This window comes from Lacibacter sp. H407 (genome assembly GCF_037892605.1).
Lineage (GTDB): Bacteria > Bacteroidota > Bacteroidia > Chitinophagales > Chitinophagaceae > Lacibacter.
In genome coordinates this window covers 2,748,718-2,768,816 of the sequence record NZ_JBBKTU010000001.1, presented here as the reverse complement: position 1 = coordinate 2,768,816, position 20,099 = coordinate 2,748,718, and the positions used below count along the sequence as shown (strand labels likewise).

Here is a 20,099-nt window from a genome sequence, read left to right as displayed (position 1 = left end):
ATGAAAAAAGCAGTTTTTGTTGTAGGGTTTCTTTGTAACTACAGTTTGCTCATTGGACAAACACAACATAATCCAATCAACATACTCCGGTACAATGATGATTTTAATTCTGTAAAATCTGATTCTGCAAAAGAAGGATTCAACAAATTAAAGCATATTCCACTGGGGAGTAAAGCCAATATTTCATTCGGGGGAGAATTAAGGGAGCAATATCAATACTTCCGCAACCTGAATTTTGGAGATGTACCGCCAGCCACTGTAAAGAGTTCAGTTGGTCAGCTTTGGCACAGAGTGATGATGCACAGTAATATCGAAATTGGGAAAAAGCTTAGAGTATTTGTGCAGATGAATTCTACATTTCGTTTTTTTAATCCGAACCCGGTTACGCCTGAAATTGATGAAAACAGACTAAGCCTGCATCAGGCATTTATTGACTATAACTTTCATAAAAACTGGATGCTGAGAATTGGACGACAGGAAATGGGATATGGCAACAACCGGCTTCTGACATTCAGGGAAGGGCCTAATACACGATTAACTTTTGATGCTGCTATCCTGAAATACAAAACAGCAAAACGAAAAATTGATTTCTTAGCAGTAACACCTGTGCTTTCGAAACAATTTGCGTTTGATGATGTTTCGTTTAAAGATTACGTGTGGGGCGTGTATGGAACGGAGTATGTTATTCCAAAGAAATTATCAGTTGACTATTACTTTTTAAATTTCACATCCAATGGCAGGAGGTACAATTTTGTTCCGGGAAAAGAGAACCGGCAAAGTTTTGGTGTGCGTTTGTTTTCACAAAACAAGGGATTCAATTATGAGTTAGAAAGCACTTACCAAACAGGCAGTTTCAATGATCTCAACATTGCTGCTTACGGTTTGTCGGCTGATATAAATTATAAGCTTAATTCAAAACTGAATTTCATAACAGGTGTGAGTGCCAATTACATTTCAGGAGACAAAAACAATACAGATAATAAACTGAATACCTACAATTTACTTTTTTCAAAACCATCCTATGGTTTAGCTGCGCCCATTGGGTCATCAAACATCATAAACATCAATCCTTATCTGCGAATCAATCCCTTAAAAAAACTATCTGTATATACGGGAGTTTATTTTATGCAGCGCCAAATCAACCGGGACGGAACCTATTCGCCGGGCATGGCACAGGTACGGCCTTCACCTGCCAACCTATTTGAATCTGCTGAAAAGAACATCGGCACCCAATATGCTATAGAAACCACTTATGAATTAAACCAACATTTTTCATTTGCAGCTGATGCTGCTTTTTTTAAAGCAGGTAACTATGTAAAAGAAACCGGCAAAGGATTAGATATTTCCTATTTCGCATTTAAAGCGGCTTTCAAATTTTAATCGATCAATTTAAAAACATCAAAACATGCAAAAGGCTATTAAAAAAATTACGAAACAGGTATTACAACCCAATCACATGGGCTTTACATCGGTAGATATGTTTCACACAGAGTTTGACTTTGAACCTTTTCTAGTATTTACAGAGTTCCACATGGACAAAGCAATTTTCGGCCCTCACCCTCATGCAGGTGTTTCCGTTATGACTTACATGATGCCTGACAGCAAAGGATCTTTTTTAAACCGGGACAGCCGTGGCGATCACAGTATCATTGAGCCGGGCGGCATACATGTCACTCAAACCGGAAGCGGCATCAAACATGATGAAGTACCAACAATAGAGGGCGTTGACTGTCATGGATTTCAAATATGGATCAACCATGCTGATAAAGACAGGCTGGTGGAACCAAAAGCTTTTCATGCTTTCTCAAATGAGGTTCCTGAATACAATAGTGATGATATTAAATTAAGAGTGATACAAGGCTCCTACCAACAGGTTACATCACCGATTGATTTGGTTACAAAAACAATCCTGTTTGATGTTACATTGAATCCAAACGCAACCATTGAACTTGATGCAAAAGAAATGGCATTTATTTATCTGATGAAAGGAAGTATAACCATTGCAGGAAATGAAATCAGCAACACAGCAATGCTAAGCTTTGAAAAAGCCGGAGATAAGATTACTATCAATACCGGGAATGAAGCTGCACATTTCATCTTTGCGTCGGGTACTCCACACAATGAGCCCATTGTACATGGCGGACCTTTTGTAATGACTACTAACGACCAAATGAAAGCTACACAGGAACGATTACGACGTGGAGAAATGGGGGAATTATATTCATTGTAAGCGGCGATAAAAGAAGTAAGAATGAATCAGTCATCAGGTATATTACAAAGTAAATAAGTAGTTCCAATCAATGATGCCTGGCAATACAATCATCCAAACAATAAAAAATAAAGCCATCCCTTTTGGATAAGGCAAATTACTGAGTATTGCAGGTAAAGCAACAAATAAGATCCACGTAGTTTTATATAAAAGCTGGAAAAGCAAAACCAATTGCATCTTTTGTGGAAACCATAATCCCAAAACCGATAAGATAAATATCGCTCCCCACAATGCACCTGTTAATCGTATCACCTCTGAATAAGCAACACTATTGCTGAATATCGTTTTCTGTGCATGTAATGGAAAGAAGAGACTGACAATGCTAATCCAGCCTGCCACTAAAATATTTGCTAAATAAATTGTTTTCAACGCCAACATCAGATATCAATATTCAGCTTCTGCAATTAGTTTGATATTCTCCATAACTGAGGGGAGCATTTCCCTGTATCGTTTACCGATCTTATTGCCTAACAGTTTCCGTAACATACCGGTAAATTTCACATCGTGTGTAAACGTGACCATACCATCTTCGTTTTTCATATAACGGCTTACGATCAACCATCCGAACGGAATTTTCGTTTTTAATTTATAGGACCCGTTTTCATGAACATCTTCAATTACAAATTTTGACCCGGGGCCTTTATCAGGCAACAATTTTCCCTTGGCACCATCTTTAAATACGCCGACAAGGCGGGCTTCTTTTAAACCGGAATCCCATGCCTTCCAGTTTGGAACATCGGTCCATACTTTCCAGATTCGTTCAAGGCTTGCCGTTGTTGCAATGCTATGACTGAAATGATAGTTGGTTTGCTGCGCATGTGCTGACATACCCAAAATGATTAAACTGATTGAATAAATGAATTTCATTTTCTTAATTTGAAAAACAAAAATCAACCAGCTACCAACTAAATCACTTCACCTATGTTAACTTCTGGAGGCTCCAACGATTTTTTTCCGGATTCTGCTTAGCGACTGAGGAGCAATACCAAAATAAGAAGCCAGATATTTAAGTGGTATTCGCTGTACAAAACTGCTGTTGTTGATCAGCATTTTAGAATATCGATACTCAGCAGTTTCAGTTTGCAACTCTTGTAAAATTGATTCGGTATAAAACTGTACTTCCTGAATCAACTTCCGTATAAAAGTATTCCATGATTTAAGTTCCAATAAACTGTCAGCTTCTTGAAGTGCTATCTGCCAAACTGTAGATTGTTCAATAGCCTGGATGCTTTCAGTTGCCGGCTTCTCACTTGTAAAACTAAACTGTGATGTAAAACAATATGGAGCATGGGTAAAAAACTTAGTTACATCCTCACCATCCTTTGAAATGAAATATCGCATCAGACCGGTTTCTAAAAAATATAAATACCTGCATATTTTCCCTTCGCACAATAATATTTCATCTTTTTCAATAACCCTTTGCTCAAAACAATGGAAGATGACATTCCAATCTGAATCAGTGAGAGATACGTAACGTTCAATGTATTGCCGGAATGCGTGCATAATTTTCGGTTGCTTGAATTTATCAGACATAAATATATCAGAGCAAGAAGCAATAGTAATTACCCTTACATTATATTCAACTTTTGTTTATTTTAAAGGCACCCCCTGAATAAATAAACTAAACAGCTTCTACGATACTGGCGCAAATACAATGGAACAAAAAACCAAATATTGCCGTGGTTTGGATGTCATTTCACGTGTTAAAATTTAAGCTAACAAAACAGTCATCCCATAAAACAGAAACAGTAATAAATCACATAAAAAAAGAGATGTAAGAACCTTCTTATACCCACCAGGTTTCATATAATGAACCGCTGAGATTTTAATGAGCTAAATCCCAATGTTTGTTGCGACAGATATCAAGTCAACGGAAAATTTCCGAAATAATCCTGATTACATTACAATAGAATATAACTATTAATACAGCACTACTACATTTATAAAAATCACAAAGCAGTTTTCCGGAATATTTCTAAAAAAACATTACAATTTAAACTGAAGTATGAGTGAACAACCTTCCCCCGGTGCGCTTTTTAAAACCATAGCACCGTTGGAGATCGATGCTCTTGTTTGAATATTCAGGAAACCAACTCCTGCACTTTTTTTGGTGCTGTCAAATCCAATACCATCATCCTTTATCAATAATGTCAATTCATTCTTTTGCCTGACTGTTTGTATCACCACATTTTTTGCCTGTGCATATTTTAAAATATTGTTCAGCTGTTCCTGTACCGTCCGGTACATGGTAAGCTGAATTGCCTGAGAGATGTTGGAGTAATCGGTATCCCGGTATTGTTTTACAAATCTTATTTCTGTTTCATTTTCAATAAGCGTTACGATCTGTTCAATGCCTTCACTAAAATCAGTAATATCGAAACTTGGAGGTATGAGTGAGTGGCATAGTGAGCGGATTTCCTGAATCGCTTTTCCTACCAGATGATCTGCGTTTTGAATCGTCTCAGGAGAAATTGTTTTTTTCGAAAGACCAAAATAAAGCCGAGCCGAGGCGAGTATCTGGTTCACATTATCATGTAACTCTCTGCCGATGAATTCTTTTTCATTTTCCTGTGCGGTAATCACCGCATTCGTTATTTCTTTTTCTTTTTGAAGACGTTCTTCTTCGAGCTCCAGTTCGAGCATCTTTTTTTCAGTAACATCAATTGCGATAGCGAGAATGGCCGTTCTGTTTCGGTAGGTGATCCTTTGCGATGAAACCTGCATGTAAATAATTTCGCCGTTTTTCTTCAGGTGCTTCCATAAACGGGAAACATAAAATTCCCCTTTTTTGAGGGCCGATTTTGCAAATGCAACAATCGCAGGTATTTCTTCTTGCGGACGAATTTCCTTAATCGTCATTGTTGCCAGTTCTGCACGGCTATAACCGTACACATGAACAAACGTTTCATTCACTTCGGCAAAAGTAAAATCATCAATATTCCAGATAAATATCGACGCAGGATTATTATCGAACAGAAAACGATATTGTTCTTCCGATCTTTTCAACGACTCATCGGCTCTTTTCTGAGCAGAAATATCGCTTTGTATAGAAAAGTATTCCTGCAGGTTACCGTGCTCATCAAAAATCGGTTGCACCTGAAGGCTAATCCAGTATTTCGTTCCGTCTTTCCGGTAATTGATCAGCTCCGTTTCAAAGCTTTTTTGTTTTCGTAATTGTGATCGCATATAACCAACTTGCACGGAGTCGGTTTCAGGCCCTTGTAAAAAATCACCCGGTTTGCGTCCTTTAATTTCCGTTAACGTATATCCGCTAATTCGCTCAAATGCATTATTCACCCACTCGATACAATGATTTTTGTCAGTAATGATCACACCGTTTTGAGTTTCCTGAGCAATTCGTGATAGCTTTTGCAACTCATTGTTGATTTCCTTTTGCTGTGTAATGTCCTGTGTAGAGCCTATAATTCGAATAGCTTTCCCTGTTTCATTGCGTACGATATACCCTCTGTCAAACAGGCAAATGTATTGGTCTTCTCCATTTAGAAAGCGGTATTCCGATTCAAATACTTTTTGTTGCGGGTCTGAATGAAAAGCATGTACAATTTGCTGCATTTCCTTCAGGTCATCCGGATGTATGCGTCCAAACCAAAATTCATCAGCAAGGTCCTTCATCGTTGCAGGCAACTTTAACATCCGGCAAAATTGTTCTTCATTTCTGTAAACGGTATTACTGAGAATATCCCAGTCCCACACCATATCGTTCGTTGCCTGGCTTACCAGTGTATATCGCTCAACGCTGGCTTTCAGCTCTTCAAGGTTTTTTTTACGTTCTAAACTGTAATGCATCGAACGTGAAAGCAGCCTCTCGTCAAAATCACCTTTTAATAAATAATCCTGTGCACCCCTTGCAATTGCCTGCACTGCCACTTTTGCATCTTCTATTCCGGATAAAATAATAATAGGGATGGCCGGTTGAAGTTGATTAATCTTTTCAAATGTTTCTATACCCACACAATCAGGCAATGTCAAATCAAGAAGAATAATATGCGGATTGAATTCGCTGAGCATGACCACAGCAGTTGAAAGGTCGTCGGCAATGCGGATTTTTTTTGTGTCTGTTACAATCGACTTTAATTGCGTTGTAAGCAAAAATTGATCGCCGGGATTATCTTCAACAATCAAAACATGCAGATCAACTTTTTGAGATAGCATAGAAACAGATTAATAAATGAAAAATGTATACCTGCTCATGGTAACGTAACGATGCTGATCCAGAAATTTTCAATTGACTTTACCACTGAAATAAACGACTCCAGTTTTACAGGCTTTACAATATAACAGTTGGCATAACCGCTATACGACTCGAACACATCTTTTTCCGAAGAAGATGTAGTAAGCATAACAACCGGTATGGTTTTAAAGAGAGAGTGGTTCTTTATTACCCGCAACACTTCTTTTCCATTCATTTTCGGAAGATTGATGTCAAGCAAAATCATGTCGGGAGTTGTAGCATTGGTAAATGGCTCTTCTTTTAACAAGTATCTGATCGCTTCTTCTCCGTCTCTTACAATTGATAGCTCGTTATTGAATTTGTCTTGTTTAAACGCTTCCTGCGTCAGGTAAATATCACCTTCATTATCTTCAACCAATAAAATCTGTACAGGTTTAGTTATTGTCATCAGACTGTTCGTTTTTGTTTTTAAAAAAAGTGAGGAAAAACGTACTTCCTTTACCAGGCTCCGATTGTACCGATATCTTTCCTCCGTGCAAATCCATAATTTTTTTACAAATAGCTAAACCAATACCCGTTCCCGAAAATTGGTTCTGGTTATGTAAACGTTGAAAAATCATAAACACTTTTTCACTGTATTTCGATTCAAAACCAAGGCCATTGTCTTTGATGGAAATTTGTATTTCAGTTGAAGTAGTAATGCTTTTGATTTCAATGCGGGGCGAAGCGCTGCTGTTATACTTCAGCGCATTACCGATAATATTTTGAAGTAGTTGAAACATTTGTACTCTTCTCGTTTCAGGGAGTATGGGCAACTGTTCAACTTCGATGGTTGCGTTACGTGTTTGAATTTCCTGTTGATATATTTCAATCACGTCCTTTACTACATCATTCATATCTGTGTTACCCAGTTCGTCGAGGCTTCTGCCAGACCTCGAGTATTCCAGTAAATCGTGGATGAGGCGTCTCATTCGTTCTGCACCATCAACCGCAAAATGAATGTACTTATCGGCTGTTTCGTCAATTTGGTTTTTGTAGTTTTTCTCCAACAGCTGTAAAAAACTGCTGATCATGCGAAGCGGCTCTTGCAGGTCGTGCGATGCTACGTATGCAAACTGCTCTAAATCTGCGTTGGATTTCTCAAGTTCCTCTGCCCTTTTTTCCAATGTTTTGTTTAACTCTTGTAGGCGTTGGTCGGCTTTTTTCTGTTCTGTAATATCTTGTGTAGCTCCTATTAAACGAACCGGCTTTCCCGTTTGGTCACGCATAATATAGCCTTTGTCAAAAACATACGCATACTCTCCGTTTGCTTTTAAAAAACGATATTCATCCCACCAGTTTTGTTCGTTCGGATTTTCTAGCAATTCATTACGTCGTTTGAGAACTCCCTCAATATCGTCGGGATGCACTCGTTGATGCCAGAAATCATTGTTTTGCGATGCCTCCTCCGAACTGTAACCAAAATATTTTTCCAGTCCGGCGCCCAAACGTATTACCTGGTCTGTTGTTAAGTCCCAATCCCAAATCGCATCATTTGTTGCTTTGGCAACCAGATTGAAACGCTCATTGCTCTCTTCAATTTTTTGCTGATTGTTTTTCATTTGGGTGATATCTTCAATCATGCATAAGTGACGGGGTGATTCGCTTTCACGATGCACGATCGGTACGATCGACATTTGAATCCAAACAATGGATTGATCAGGCTTGATGTAGCGTTTTTGCATAGTAAAGCCAGGGATCTTTTTTTCATTCAGCAGTTTCATGTTGTCCAGGTCTTCCTGTATATCATCGGGATGTGTGATCGTCATCCAGTCAATTGACTTCAACTCTTCAATTGACCGGCCGGTGATAAAAGCAAACTTTTTATTTACATCGAGGATGGTGCCGGAGTAGGAATCGATTAACGCTATACCCAATGGCGCTTCTTCAAACATAATCCGGAATCGTTCCTCACTTTGCCGGATGGTTTGTGCAGAAAGTTTTGCAGTTGTAATATCTCTGCCGTAACAGGCAATACCAATAATATTGTTCGTTGAATTGAGAATAGGGTTAATGGTGGCTTCGGACCAACGTTCGGGCAAACCATTTATTGGCGGCACATAAATTTCAAAGCTTATCGTTTCACCCTTTAATCCCTGATCATATTTTTCCTTCCAGAAGGCAAGATAATCGATCGAAAAAAAATCGTTATTCAGCAAACGATCGCCGGTTTTTAACACCGTTCCCGTGTACGTCTTCAAGCGTTCCAAAAAAGCATGATTGGCTGTGATTAATTCGTAATTCGTATTCACGCTCCAAATAAGATCTTTGGTGGAGTTGATAAGAGCTTCCTGATTTAATCGTTCATATTCTTTTTCCTGACTCGCTTTTTTCTGCTCGGTAATATCATTTGAAACTGCAATAATTCCTGTTAGTTCTCCATCTTGATTTTTGATAGGAGAATAGATGCTGTAAACATGAATAACGTTTTGATGTTTGTTTTCAAGGGTAAGTTCTCCATACCAGCTTTTTCCGCCGGATAATGTGCGTATTAATTCCTCTTGTATTGCTTCAAATGCGGGGGTGCTGCTTGTGTTGATTGGAACCTGTTTGCCATTTACTTCATCTCTTGTCCAGCCGTATAATTCTTCTGCCTGATTATTCCAGTAAAATACGTTTCCTTCAAGATCGGTGGCAAACACCGCTTGCTCTATATGATTCAGCAAGTTTGATTGCAGGCGAATGAGTTCTTTTGTTTGCACTTCTTCGCTTACATCTCTGCTTATTCCAATAATACCTGCGATGTTTCCCTCTTCATCATAAAAAGGCGAGTCATGCACATGTACTTTAAAACTGTGCTGATCTTTGTGTTTTACGATGTACTCCCCCGACCATGTTTCTCCTTCCTGCAACTTTTCCATAATAGCCATGCCTTCGGCGTAAGTGAGATCAGAAGAAACAAACGCCATTACATTCCTGCCCATTACCTCTTCCCTGCTCCAGCCATAAAGAGTGGTTGCAAAATTGTTCCAGTAAATAATATTACCGGCTATATCTGTAACAATAACGGCTTGCTGAATCAGATCGGGAATGAAGGATTGAAGCGAATCAGAAACGCTGAGCTTTTCCTGCCGTTCTGATTGCAGTGTAAGCAGTTCTGTTTTTAAGTCTTGTATTTGCTTACGGTAATTGTGTAGAAGTATATCTACTTCATCTTTCGATAAATTATTCGATTGATTGCTACTATTTGGAGATCTATCATCCATTTCGGAGAAGTGCATTAATCCAAACCAGCTTGTGTGGCAGTTTTTGGGTATATACAAGGTAGCAAAATAACTGCCGGCTACAATTTTTTTTCAATCGCATTTCTTGTAGAACGGATACTACAACAAGTGTTAACTTTTATATGTTGTTGATAGTAATTTTTGTGTTTTCCTTTATGAAGTTATTATTGATAAAATAAATATGAAAGCAATGTTCCGCAGAACATAGTAATTTTTTTCAAAAAAATGGTGAAGACATTGCGCAACTTAAACACCTCATCAGCTAATACAAATCCTTGCGTCTGACTCCTGCCAACAATCTCGTTTATAAATAAATAACTTTTAGATAATCAATTACCAGCCCCACCTTCCGGCCGGCTCCAACACCAATTAAATTTCCATAAAATGGAGAAAAAGGCATACTGTAAAATTCTGCTCCGTTGATAAAAAACGTATACGTTCTTCCTGTTTTCCGGATCGTATACACATTAAACTCATTGGGATCAAGTTTCGTTTGTTGCAGTGAGCCTGGCTTAACCATACAACTATTCTGATTCTTACTGTTACAGACTTCGATCGACGCAAAACCATCTTTGGCAAATGTAAAATAATAGCCAACCATTGCTGCACGCCCCCAAAAGAGCATGCTGTAATAATCCTTATGTTCCGATTTGCCACTTACGATTTTAACACGTGTTTCAATCTGAAAATTTTTACGGGTATCAATTTTTATTTCCTGTGCTTCTCCATATGCATGTCCTAAAGCAGTTAAATAATAAAACCCACCTTCCATTTTTGCACTTGCTTCTTTGTTGGTACCAACAGTCCAGTTATGTTTATTATTATCAAAATTATCAAAGAAAATAATGTTTGATGACAACGTATCTGTTTTGTCTGCTGTAACTGTTTGTCCTGAACATTGAATGATCGTAAATGATGAAATAAGTACCAATAATGTTTTCATGTCTGACATTTCATTTGAATTGCAATATCATTATAACAGTGGCGAGTTGTTCGTTTTTTTGTTCAGTCGATCTTGTACCAGAGTTGGAAGAACCGGATAATGACTTTTCTCTTCTCACTGAATTTAAACCCAACAACTTTACCGGACTGTATTTATCCCTTTTATTTCTTCCTGACAATTCCAACCACTTGCTCAATCCTATCTGATTGATCATTAAGGGGAATGTCAGGACTTATCCCATGATCTTCATATTTCAACAGAGTTGATCTTCCTTTCATATCCGTGAGATAAAGTTCAAACATTCCGCTTGGCAGTCGTTCCCTTTTGCCATAATTGCTTCCATAACTCAGCATGCCCTTGGTTGTTTGTCCAACTGTAGTAACGTTTTTCAATTTCTTCAGTTGTAAAGTAAAAATCTCAGCTTGACTCAAACTTTGATTGTTTAGCAGAATATACAAGCGACCACTTTTTGAATACTTTTTCTACACCGAAAAATACTTCCGGGCTTCCTTCTTTGCACCTCCTTCATTGTTTCTGAGATCTATAATTAAGTTCGGGGCCCGCAAAGCATTTTTTATTGTCACATTATTTCGCTGAAAAGTTTGGATTCGCAGATATTGAATATCATCATCGTAGTTCTTTAGTTGAAACTTACTGATTTTTTTAGAAGATTTACATGATCTGTCTCCTTCAATTACTTCGAACTCTTGAATTTCAATGAATCTGCTTTGCGCAATTCAATACTGTTCATACCAATGAAATTTTGTAGCAGCGATATTAACCTTTTCTTTTTTGATATAGTGTAGAAAGGCCGCGGCAACAGGCGCATGTTGTTTTCCTTTGAGCCAGATCAGGCTCCAGGTAGTATTAACGGGCAATCCTTTTACGGATATGATCTGCAAGTCACCATTCTGTAATTCATTACGTATGCCGATTAACGGCATGACGGAATAACCTAAACCTGCAAGGATAGCCTGTTTCACAGCTTCGTTGGAGGTAAGCTCCATTTTCTTTTGTACAACAATGTTGTAACGGTTGAGAAAACGTTCCATTGCCTGGCGTGTACCCGATCCCTTTTCACGGAAAATAAGTGGCAACTCTTCAAACAATTCTTTGCTATATTCTTTCTTTTTAAACGTACGGTCAGCATTCCCCACCAGGAAAAGTTTATTGCGAATAAGATCTACTTTTTCAACATGTAACTTCTCGGGTAAAATAGATACGAGTGCAAAATCCACTTCATTATTTTCAAGACTCTCAACCACTTTCAGTTTATTAGTGACATCCATTACCATTTCAATTCCGGGATTCGCTTTTATAAAAGCTGATAAGAAATACGGTAACACATATTTACCTGTAGAAACGACCGAAATTTTCAGTCGTCCGCTAAGTTGTCCTTTGTACGCAAGTGTTTTATGGTTGATGGCGTGCACCTGCTGTAAAATCTGTTCTGCAGCTACAGCAATTTCTTTCCCAAAATCAGTTACATAAAGTTTACGACCTACCACTTCTGTTAATGGAATATCAAACTGATCCTGAAAGTTGCGCAGTTGAATGGAAACAGCCGGCTGCGTTAAATGCAATTCTTCCGCAGCTTTGGTAACACTGCATGTTTGCACCACTTTTAAAAACACCTGTAACTGATTGAGTGTATAGTTCATAAATAATATTTATGTATATCATAGTAAATATAAATAAAAACTTATGAATACAGAACTGCAATTTTGTGGCCACTAAAATCAAACTCTACACTATGACACGTATTACAGTTGCAAAAGGCGACGGCATCGGCCCCGAAATTATGGATGCCACACTCATGATCTTAAAAGCCGCAGGTGCACAACTTGAGATTGACGAAATTGAAGTTGGCGAAAAAGTCTATCTGGCAGGTAACAGCTCAGGTATTGCTCCTGAAGCATGGGACGTTATACGCCGCAACAAGATCTTTCTGAAAGCACCCATCACCACTCCGCAAGGAGGAGGTTACAAAAGTTTAAATGTAACGACCCGTAAATTTCTTGGGTTATATTCCAATGTACGTCCTTGCCGAAGTCTACATCCGTTTGTGAGTACCAAGCATCCGGTAATGGATATTGTGATCATCCGTGAAAACGAAGAAGATCTGTATGCAGGTATTGAACACCAACAAACGGATGAGGTGGTACAATGTTTAAAACTCATCAGCCGGCCCGGCTGTGAAAAAATTGTCCGTTATGCTTTCGAATACGCTCGTCAACAACAACGTAAAAAGGTAACTTGTTTTACGAAAGACAATATCATGAAACAAACCGACGGTTTGTTTCATAAGGTATTTGATGAAATAGCAAAAGAGTACCCTGAAATTGAAAACGAACACTGGATCATTGATATCGGTGCAGCAAAAATGGCTGACACACCGGAGTTGTTTGATGTGATTGTAATGCCGAATTTATACGGCGACGTGTTATCAGACGTGGCTGCCCAAATCACTGGCTCGGTGGGTCTTGCGGGCTCGGCTAATATTGGTGAAGTGTGTTCCATGTTTGAGGCCATTCACGGATCAGCACCAAGAGTAGCAGGACAGGATAAAGCAAATCCTTCCGGTTTATTGCAAGGAGCGGTGATGATGCTGAGCCATATTGGCCAGAGTGATGTGGCTGCTAAAATTCAAAATGCATGGTTACGAACCATCGAGGATGGTATCCATACCTACGATATTTACCGGGAAGGCGTAAGCAAGGAAAAAGTAGGCACCCGTGCCTTTGCTGAAGCCATCGTTGCCAATCTGGGCAAAGAACCCAAACAGTTGCAACCTGTATCCTATACCTCAAACAAACCACTGCAGTTACCAAAGTATCAACGTAAACAACCCGCTGATAAAAAACTGGAAGGTGTAGATCTGTTTGTGCACTGGGGCGGCCACTCTGCTAACGAACTGGCCGGTTTGCTGCAACCATTACAATCAGAAGACATTTCTCTTTCCATGATCACCAATCGGGGAATTAAAGTTTGGCCTGATGGATTCGAAGAAACCTTTTGTACCGATCACTGGCGCTGTCGTTTTAAACCGGCAAATGGCAAAACCATGCAGAAAGAGCAGATCATTGAACTGTTAAACAAAGCCTCACACCAACAAATTGATACCATTAAAACAGAGAACCTTTACAGCTTTGATGGTACGGCGGCTTTCTCTTTAGGTCAAGGACAATAATAACAATACAACTATGCAAGTCGAATTAATAAAAGGTCAGTTTTCGGGAACGGAAGCACTGGACATTCTTACACAAATGATACAGTTGAAAATTAAGTTCCACGAAAATAAAATTACTCAAGACAGTAACGAAGAAGATATTAAATACCGTGAAAGTCGGCTAAAGCATCTGCAACACGAACTGGCAGTAATTCGTAATTCGCTGGTCAACCAACATCAGCCGTTACAGATCAATGCGACTATTCATGTCACAACCAAAAAGCAGGCATATGAAACAGTTGTTGCTCTCGATTCTTAGTCTGCTTACAGGACTGACACTTTTCCTATGCTCCATTTTTGCAGAGCAGCAATCAACAAGTTTGTTACTGATGGCACTTGCGGTTGTATTTCTGGTGCTTACTATTGGTATTCTCTCAATTGATGAAAGCCAGATCCTCGTACAAAAAAGAAAAAGAGAAAAAAATATTTTCAATCAATAACCTCTTAATTAATTTTTATGAAAAGAGAACTTCATGCAGATTTGATTGACGGGCAATTTACACCGGAAGATGCCCGTGAACTGTTAATCGATTTGTTTTCAAGGAAAACAAATTTTCACGAAATCCAAAATTTCAGTGCCAATGAGCGTTTTGGCAAGGACGATCCCTTTCATATCAATAGGATCGACGCTTTGACCAAAAGCATGGATCAACTGAATAATTTATTTCGTGAAGTAGATGGGTCGGGTAAAAAGCTTGTCATCCGCTCAGTTGTTAGTATCGCTGTTTCAGACTAGGTTAAAAAAGGTATTGGCTTCATCACTTTAGATTTGGCGAAGCCAATACCCTTTCAAATTTGCTTCTTTAATTCCAGCCTCCTCCCAACACTTTATAAATATTTACTTATGTCCGCCCGGGTTCTCACGCAGTGGACCCCGGGATTTGTATATCCTAACTACCGGGGCCGAGGAAGATCTGTTAGTTTATCATTCGTATAATTCAACTACAATATAGATCGATGCAGAAAAATTGAAAGGTAAACTTGCTACTCCAACTGCTGTTCTTGTATGTTGTCCCTGCTCACCAAAAACCTGTACCATAAAATCTGAAGCCCCATTCATAACTTCAGCCTGGCTGGTAAATTCGGGAACACAATTGATCAGGCCATGTACAGCAATAATTTCTTTAACGGCATTTAATGAACCTGCAAGTTTTTTAACTGCAGCCAAACAGTTTATGACGCACATCCTGGCTGCTTCTTTACCTGTTTCAATATCAATTTCTTTACCCAGTTTGCCCTTGATAACCTTATCGCCAATACTGCATACCTGTCCGGCAGTAAAAACCAAATTCCCGGTTTTTTTAGCGGGAACATAGTTTGCAATCGGTAACTGCATGTCAGGAATAACTATTCCTAATTCATTCAACCGTTCTTCAATATCGTTTTTATCCATGTGTTTTATTTGAAAGTTGATTTCTTAAAATTAGGTTCTTTCTTTCTCAGGCAAGTCTACTAAAAGGGACTCGCCGTTGTTAATTTATTTGTTTCATTATGGCGGGTCGGTTGCACCAGACCCTCTCTTGCGCAGGTCGTTGACCTGTGCATTCCCGTTACTTGTTTAGCTATAGTTTGCAGATATTGCTTTAGTTACCAATGGCGACCTTTACCATGGTTCGTGAACACTAGAACCGGGCATTGGTATTTTCTACCATTTTATAGGTATTGCTGTTCATAAAACTTGCTATTATTTTTATAGTCCATCTCTGATTCCCCACTCCCGTTCCCAGGCATTTTTATTCTTTAACCATTAATTTATTTTTTATGAAAAGAACAGCCAATGCTTTAGCAATCGTAGTATTAGTTCTTCTGATGATCGCTTCATCTTGTAAAAAGGGAGATCTTACTGATAATGCTGAAGATACCCTTTTGGATAATTCGATGGTAAAAGCAAAAACAGTACAACCGGGTGTACCAGCGCTGCTGGTTACGGGCCTGGAGGAGTTGCAGGGAAGTACCGTTGGTCCTGACGGTGCGTTGTACGTTACCGCACCACTCGCCGGCACCATCTGGCGCATACATCCAAAGACCGGTGCCCGTACGATCTTTACTACCGGATTGCCAAAGCGCAACCCAGACCCGTTTTTCCAGGGTGCCGGAGTAATCGATGTGGCCTTCCGTGACTGGACTGCATATGCATTGGTTACCGGTGTTGGGTCGGATCTTGGTGGTGAAGACATCGTAGGCATCTACCGTGTGGATGGCCCTGATAGTTATACCATCATTGCCGATATCGGCGAATGGTCTATTGCTCATCCCCCGGTGCCAGACTTCTTCGTGCCCACCGGTTTCCAGTACTCGTTCATAGCTTACCGTGACGGTTTCATTGTGAATGACGGGCACCATAACCGCATACTTTATGTTACCCTCGATGGCAATATCACGGAAATGATCGCCTTCGGAAATGTTGTGCCCACCGGGCTGGCTCTGAGAGGCAACACGATCTACTTCACCCTGGCCGGTCCCATTCCACACTTACCTGAGGAAGCAAAGCTCATGGCCCTCTCAACAAAGCCGCTCACCGCAACCGAAATTGCCTCAGCCGCCGGGTTAAATGTTGGGTTATTTGTAGATGTGGAATTTGGCAGCGGAAACACTCTCTATACGCTTGCACAGGGCATCTGGGATGGTCCGTATGAAGGAGCACCCGCCATGCCAAACACCGGCGCACTCCTGAAGCTCAAAACGGATGGCAGTTTCAGCGTTATCGCAAATGGACTGAACCAGCCCACCTCACTGGAGTTCATCGGCAACAATGCCTACGTGGTTAGCCTCACCGGCCAGGTCTTGAAGATTGAAAATGTTTCGCCTGCTAATGTTCATTAACTGTACGTAGTAGAAACGAATTATGCAACTCTATGTCCGCCCGGGGTCTCACGCAGTGGACCCCGGGATTTTATATTCTAACTCCCGGGGTTGTTTACACCAAACCCCGACCGACGAAAAGAAAAAATACTGACAGACAACACTGCAATTAGAATTTTCATACGTTTTATACGATTGCAGTGTTAGATATACGATCAGCAATCTCTCACTTTTACTATTTCACTTCCAGCAACCATTTGATTGCTTCTGTCACTACTTCTGTAAAATGCGATTCACTGATGTTATCCTTAAATGCATGGTCATAATCGGGGTATTCTTTATAGATAAGATTGGATTTTTTATTCCGGATGAATGCCTCTTTTAATAATCTTGCAGAAGATGGCGGTGCTGTAAGATCTTGTGCTCCTTGTGCCAGATAGATCGGAATCGTCAAATCCAATAACGCATTCTGCAATCGTACATCCATAATGGACGACCACCATGCATAGGTATTCTCACGACCGTTATATGATTTTAAATAGGTTGGGTTTTTACGGATTTGATGGAGTGTATCCTGAAAGGCCGCTATATCCGTTTCAATTTCAGTTGCAGTTGCGCCCTCTGCTTTCTTTTGCAAATGAATGGCCGCCGACCATGCTTCACCAAAGTTCAACCCGGCACCATACGAAAGAATAGCTACCGCTTTTACATTCGGATAAAAACTTGCCAGCAAACCTGCCAGCAAACCACCCTCCGATCCTCCAATCACATACACCTCGCCGTTCCACCAACGCATATTTACCCGCATATACTGGAGCACACGCAGATAATCGTAAAGCTGCTGATGAACCGTATTGTTTTGAATAAAATCATCACGCAGGGTATCTCCTTTATCACCAAATTTTACACCCTGTTTTTCTATTACAAGCCCAACAGCCTTTGTGTTGAATGGCTGCAACAACCCAAGAAATTCTTTGGTACCTGAATTGTATCCGCTTCCCTGGCAAAAAATAACAACGGGCAACCTCACATCTCCTGTTGGTTTGTGATGATACACATCAATATGGCTATCATTCAGCCGTTGCACTTTTACATGTACAAACTCCTCAGTATGCTGAGCCTGTAAAATGGTTGCAAAAAAAGACAGATATACAACTGCGATAAATCGAATCCTTGAATCACTCATGATTTTTTATTAGATGATGTATTACATCTAAAAATAGACTAAAAAAGAAACACGTGATGACAGGATGATTATTCTTAGACACGTCTCCTGAAAGGGACCTGGCGTAATTACACTTCAACGCTGTATGACGAAACGTCCCCTGCGGGAGACGTTTCTGCGAAGGAATAGTTTAGTGCTTACTGTCCAGCCACAATTTTATAAACACACTGTTAGCGGTTCGTTCTACTGTTTGCAGGTATTGATTCTATAACGTGTATTTCGTTTCCATCAGGGTCTTTTATCATGATAGTTTTCGCACCGTAGGGCATTCTCTCAATAATCGGCTGTTTGTATTTACCTGATTTGTAATCACTGCTCACTTCCATAAGCCTCTTCACAAAAACATCCATTGAAATTACCATAAAACCTAAGTGTACAAAACCTACAAGTTCTGGTACTGAAGGTACGTCACGGATAACTTTAGTGGTGTCGTTGATCCACTGTGATAAATGGAGTTCAGTACCCTCACCCACTCTCAACCATTTTACAATGTATTGAGAGCTCGGAGGAAAGGGATACGGTATAGTGTCTGCCTGAAACACTTTGGTGTAAAAAGCAACACTACTTTCCAGGTTCTGTACATCCAATAGAGTATGGTTATACCAGGCAGTACTTTTTTGTGCAATCGCAAAGGATGCGATAAAGAAAAAGAGTAAAAGGAGGAAAGACCTTATCATTGGTTTATATTTTTCTTACAAAGTGAAGCAGAAGGAAGAAAGCATGAACGCTAACGGACAGGGCTTGCTGCTGTGCTGGTATTCATTGATCGTCCAGCCCGGAACCGCTGCTGATTGAAAATATGATGATTAAGTTAACAACAAAAAATAAATATAATTACGTCGGGTGGAGCAACTGCTCATAGCGAATAAAAAGATGAGAATATATTCGTCAGCCAGCATAGCAGCAAGCCCCGTTTTTGCCGGAATGTCGATGAAAGCAGGGAAATGCTTGGTTCGATTTTTTTTAAAAGAACGAATAGCATAAACACAAAAAAGCCACTCAAATTTGAGTGGCTTTTTGCGGACCGGACGGCTCCGAATCTGTTCGCTATAACTATCTGATAATCAAATCATTATAAGCTTCCAAAATATCAACTCACCAAATGACTCACCAACTTCATCTTACCTTTCTTTAAACAAATTGAATTGCTTCAACAATGCATCTATAAAATGAAGATAGTAAAAAATTTAAACTCAACTCTTACAAACAAGAATTCATTTTTTGGTATTAAAATCGATTGCAACATCTATCCAAATACTATCTTTCGTTACAATAACATCACCGGGTTTGCTGTGGCAAACAAACCAAAACTAATGAGCAATAAATAAACAGGTTTCATTAACCTTTTTATAATTGTCATTTTTCGGTTTTTGAGGATATCTCAATTTTCTTTCTACTTATTTTAATTTATAAACTTTAAAGTTTTCAAATGTTTGATGACTGGTGGTAGTCCGAAAACCAAAATATCCTTCCTTATAGGGAGCGGCATCTTTAAATTCCCAAAACAATATTTCATTTATAAAATATTGAACAAGCCCGTTGTCAACAACTATCTTAATGGCATATTTTTTATTTCCTTCTAACAGATGCTCTTTGTCTGTGTATTCTTTCAAAATTTCTTTCCCTTCGCTGCCAGCATATTTTCTAAAACGAGTTGTTGAGTTATCGTGCCCACCTATACCTGCATAATACAAATGCAGGTTATCGTAAGATGAAAATTTTCCATTTTGCTGAAACATTTGATCCGACTTTGGATTGGATGCCATCCAAAAAACATTTAAATCTGAAACCCTTTCGTTTTTACCAGCAGAGTCTATTACTGTTGCTGTATAAGTAATCATCACATTGCCCGATAATTTTTTCTTGTACCAAACGGTGGCGCCCTTGGCAGCATTGATATCCAATATACCGTTCCCGATTTTTAAAGTCGAACCAACTGGTTGTTCAAATTCTGCAATCCAGTTTTTAGTATCCTTCTGAAAATTATCTTCAAAAATGATGTTACCTGCGGCTTTATGTATACTCTGCGTACATGCAACATGAATACTAATCAGTATTAAAAAATAAATGAAAAAATCGCTGATTTTTCTTATCATTTTCATAAACAATTTATCTGCCATTTAGGTGAAGCTAGTGCTCAATTCGTAAATCTGCTGCTGTGATATTCTGGTTGCTC

18 protein-coding genes and 1 pseudogene are annotated in these 20,099 nt (G+C 39.3%); 6 read left to right on the top strand and 13 right to left on the bottom strand.

Features of this window, described 5'->3' with window-relative positions; translation table 11 throughout:
• A complete protein-coding gene (locus WG989_RS12010) occupies positions 1-1,380 on the top strand; it encodes an alginate export family protein (protein ID WP_340429688.1) in 1,380 nt (459 codons plus the stop codon).
• A 25-nt stretch (positions 1,381-1,405) separates the two neighbouring features.
• Positions 1,406-2,230, top strand: coding sequence for a pirin family protein (locus WG989_RS12005; RefSeq protein WP_340429686.1), 825 nt, complete (start codon positions 1,406-1,408; stop codon positions 2,228-2,230).
• Between the two features lie 42 nt (positions 2,231-2,272).
• Here WG989_RS12005 and WG989_RS12000 read toward each other — a convergent pair whose 3' ends face one another.
• The 9 genes and pseudogenes from WG989_RS12000 to WG989_RS11960 form a co-directional block, all read right to left on the bottom strand.
• Positions 2,273-2,647 carry a hypothetical protein gene (locus WG989_RS12000; protein ID WP_340429685.1) on the bottom strand — a complete coding sequence of 125 codons (375 nt, stop codon included), beginning with the start codon at positions 2,645-2,647 and terminating at the stop codon, positions 2,273-2,275.
• Positions 2,648-2,653: 6 nt separating this feature from the next.
• Entirely contained in the window at positions 2,654-3,136 is a 483-nt protein-coding gene (locus WG989_RS11995; protein WP_340429684.1) for an SRPBCC family protein, read from the bottom strand.
• Positions 3,137-3,193: 57 nt separating this feature from the next.
• Positions 3,194-3,772, bottom strand: coding sequence for a Crp/Fnr family transcriptional regulator (locus WG989_RS11990; protein WP_340429682.1), 579 nt, complete (start codon positions 3,770-3,772; stop codon positions 3,194-3,196).
• Positions 3,773-4,255: 483 nt separating this feature from the next.
• Positions 4,256-6,442: a hybrid sensor histidine kinase/response regulator gene (locus tag WG989_RS11985; RefSeq protein WP_340429680.1), complete on the bottom strand. Its 2,187-nt coding sequence runs from the start codon at positions 6,440-6,442 to the stop codon at positions 4,256-4,258.
• 35 nt (positions 6,443-6,477) lie between these two features.
• Positions 6,478-6,909: a response regulator gene (locus WG989_RS11980; RefSeq protein ID WP_340429679.1), complete on the bottom strand. Its 432-nt coding sequence runs from the start codon at positions 6,907-6,909 to the stop codon at positions 6,478-6,480.
• Positions 6,896-9,706: a PAS domain S-box protein gene (locus WG989_RS11975; protein ID WP_340429678.1), complete on the bottom strand. Its 2,811-nt coding sequence runs from the start codon at positions 9,704-9,706 to the stop codon at positions 6,896-6,898. Before WG989_RS11975 ends, WG989_RS11980 begins: the two co-directional genes overlap by 14 nt.
• A gap of 322 nt (positions 9,707-10,028) precedes the next feature.
• Positions 10,029-10,667 carry a hypothetical protein gene (locus WG989_RS11970; protein WP_340429677.1) on the bottom strand — a complete coding sequence of 213 codons (639 nt, stop codon included), beginning with the start codon at positions 10,665-10,667 and terminating at the stop codon, positions 10,029-10,031.
• 161 nt (positions 10,668-10,828) lie between these two features.
• A pseudogene (locus WG989_RS11965) lies at positions 10,829-11,281 on the bottom strand (S41 family peptidase).
• Between the two features lie 123 nt (positions 11,282-11,404).
• Complete coding sequence (locus tag WG989_RS11960; protein WP_340429676.1) at positions 11,405-12,328, bottom strand: LysR family transcriptional regulator; 924 nt, start codon at positions 12,326-12,328, stop codon at positions 11,405-11,407.
• Positions 12,329-12,420: 92 nt separating this feature from the next.
• Here WG989_RS11960 and WG989_RS11955 point away from each other — a divergent pair, with 92 nt between their 5' ends.
• The 3 genes from WG989_RS11955 to WG989_RS11945 all read left to right on the top strand — a co-directional run bounded on the left by WG989_RS11955 (position 12,421) and on the right by WG989_RS11945 (position 14,632).
• Positions 12,421-13,857, top strand: coding sequence for an NADP-dependent isocitrate dehydrogenase (locus WG989_RS11955; RefSeq protein WP_340429675.1), 1,437 nt, complete (start codon positions 12,421-12,423; stop codon positions 13,855-13,857).
• Positions 13,858-13,870: 13 nt separating this feature from the next.
• The gene (locus tag WG989_RS11950) at positions 13,871-14,155 is read left to right on the top strand and encodes a hypothetical protein (RefSeq protein ID WP_340429674.1); all 285 of its coding nucleotides are present in this window, start codon (positions 13,871-13,873) and stop codon (positions 14,153-14,155) included.
• Positions 14,156-14,353: 198 nt separating this feature from the next.
• Positions 14,354-14,632, top strand: a complete 279-nt coding sequence (locus WG989_RS11945; protein WP_340429672.1) for a hypothetical protein — start codon at positions 14,354-14,356, stop codon at positions 14,630-14,632.
• A gap of 189 nt (positions 14,633-14,821) precedes the next feature.
• Here WG989_RS11945 and WG989_RS11940 read toward each other — a convergent pair whose 3' ends face one another.
• Positions 14,822-15,289 (bottom strand): RidA family protein, encoded by a 468-nt coding sequence (locus tag WG989_RS11940; RefSeq protein WP_340429670.1) that lies wholly within the window; start codon positions 15,287-15,289, stop codon positions 14,822-14,824.
• A gap of 368 nt (positions 15,290-15,657) precedes the next feature.
• Between WG989_RS11940 and WG989_RS11935 the strand changes: the two genes are divergently transcribed.
• On the top strand, positions 15,658-16,719 hold the full coding sequence (locus WG989_RS11935) for a hypothetical protein (protein ID WP_340429668.1): 1,062 nt from the start codon (positions 15,658-15,660) through the stop codon (positions 16,717-16,719).
• A gap of 214 nt (positions 16,720-16,933) precedes the next feature.
• Here WG989_RS11935 and WG989_RS11930 read toward each other — a convergent pair whose 3' ends face one another.
• The 3 genes from WG989_RS11930 to WG989_RS11920 all read right to left on the bottom strand — a co-directional run bounded on the left by WG989_RS11930 (position 16,934) and on the right by WG989_RS11920 (position 20,043).
• Positions 16,934-17,884 carry an alpha/beta hydrolase family protein gene (locus WG989_RS11930; protein ID WP_340429666.1) on the bottom strand — a complete coding sequence of 317 codons (951 nt, stop codon included), beginning with the start codon at positions 17,882-17,884 and terminating at the stop codon, positions 16,934-16,936.
• A 209-nt stretch (positions 17,885-18,093) separates the two neighbouring features.
• Complete coding sequence (locus WG989_RS11925) at positions 18,094-18,600, bottom strand: VOC family protein (protein WP_340429664.1); 507 nt, start codon at positions 18,598-18,600, stop codon at positions 18,094-18,096.
• A 720-nt stretch (positions 18,601-19,320) separates the two neighbouring features.
• Positions 19,321-20,043, bottom strand: coding sequence for a DUF6250 domain-containing protein (locus WG989_RS11920; RefSeq protein WP_340429663.1), 723 nt, complete (start codon positions 20,041-20,043; stop codon positions 19,321-19,323).
• Between the last annotated feature and the right edge of the window lie 56 nt (positions 20,044-20,099).